Raw genomic sequence first — 1129 nt, 5'->3', positions numbered from 1 at the left:
TCCAAACAATCGCGCGCACGCAAAACCGATACCCTTTGATCCGCCCGTGACCAGAACAATTTTATCTTTGAGATCGAGTTCCATTGGTCCTCCACTTAGCTACCGCACCAGAAGAACATCGACTTGAGGAACCGCCCTCGTCAACACCGCTCTTGTGCCAGCAAGGTGTCAAGCGCCGATTTTGTCCGCCGATTCGCGGAGAGTTGTGTTCCCTATTCCGCTGCGCTCGCGGTGAGGAACCTTTCTGTTGCCACAAACGGCCGAACTTCTGCCACTGCCTGGATGATCCGTGCGTTGATATGAGGGGTTACAATTTCATAGTCCAGAAAGTCGCGGTCTACAGCAAAGACACCTGTCGGCAACGTGTGGGCCATAAAGAAACCGAAGAGTGGACGCAGCTGGTGCTCGATGATCAACGCATGCCGGTCACTCCCTCCCGTTGCCATCAGGAGAATTGGCTTGCTCTGCAAGGCCAGCGGATCTAGCAAATCTATGAGGTGCTTGAAAAGCCCCGTGTAGCTGCCTTTATAGGTCGGGGTTCCGACCACAAGAACATCAGCAGCCAGGATCTTCTCAACGATTTGCGTTGAGCGGGCGTCAAGGTCTTTGGCATAGCGGGCTGCACCAAGGTTGTCGCCGAAATCCACCAGATCAAAAACGTCAGATGCAAGCCCATATTGATGGCTAATCTGGGCGACCACGTTGGTGATCAGTGACCTCGTTTTCGAGGGGCGCTGAAAATTGCCGGAAAGACCGACAACGGTGGGATTGGGCATAAGCAAGTCCTTTTCATAAAGTCGGCTCTAAACCATTTTCAGTCAGCGCGCGTCGATCCAAATCGGGCGGTGTGAGCCTTTGGGTCAACTTGCAGGGTACTGCCAAATTTTGCGGTCCACCCAGGTTTTGAAATTGCAGCTTCGCCCGCAATCATTCAGCCGCGACAGCTGGTTGGGCCGGATGGTGCGGCTCACGCAGACCTAGATGGCTGCGCAATGTATGGCCCTCATATTCGGTGCGGAAAAGGCCGCGGCGTCGGAGTTCCGGCACTATGTGTTTGACGAAATCCGTAAGTCCGACTGGCAAATGCGGCGGCATCACATTGAAGCCATCGGCAGCACCGGTCGTGAAC

Annotated in this window: 1 protein-coding gene and 1 pseudogene; both read right to left on the bottom strand. The window is 54.5% G+C overall.

Annotated elements, in window-relative coordinates:
- Positions 1-212 precede the first annotated feature (212 nt).
- A complete protein-coding gene (msuE, locus tag ACXJ5O_RS27795) occupies positions 213-776 on the bottom strand; it encodes an FMN reductase (RefSeq protein ID WP_457302728.1) in 564 nt (187 codons plus the stop codon).
- 151 nt (positions 777-927) lie between these two features.
- Positions 928-1129: pseudogene (locus tag ACXJ5O_RS27790) on the bottom strand (nitrilotriacetate monooxygenase); the annotation flags it as partial.

This window comes from Phyllobacterium sp. P5_D12 (genome assembly GCF_054049495.1).
This window is presented reverse-complemented; position numbering and strand designations above follow the sequence as displayed.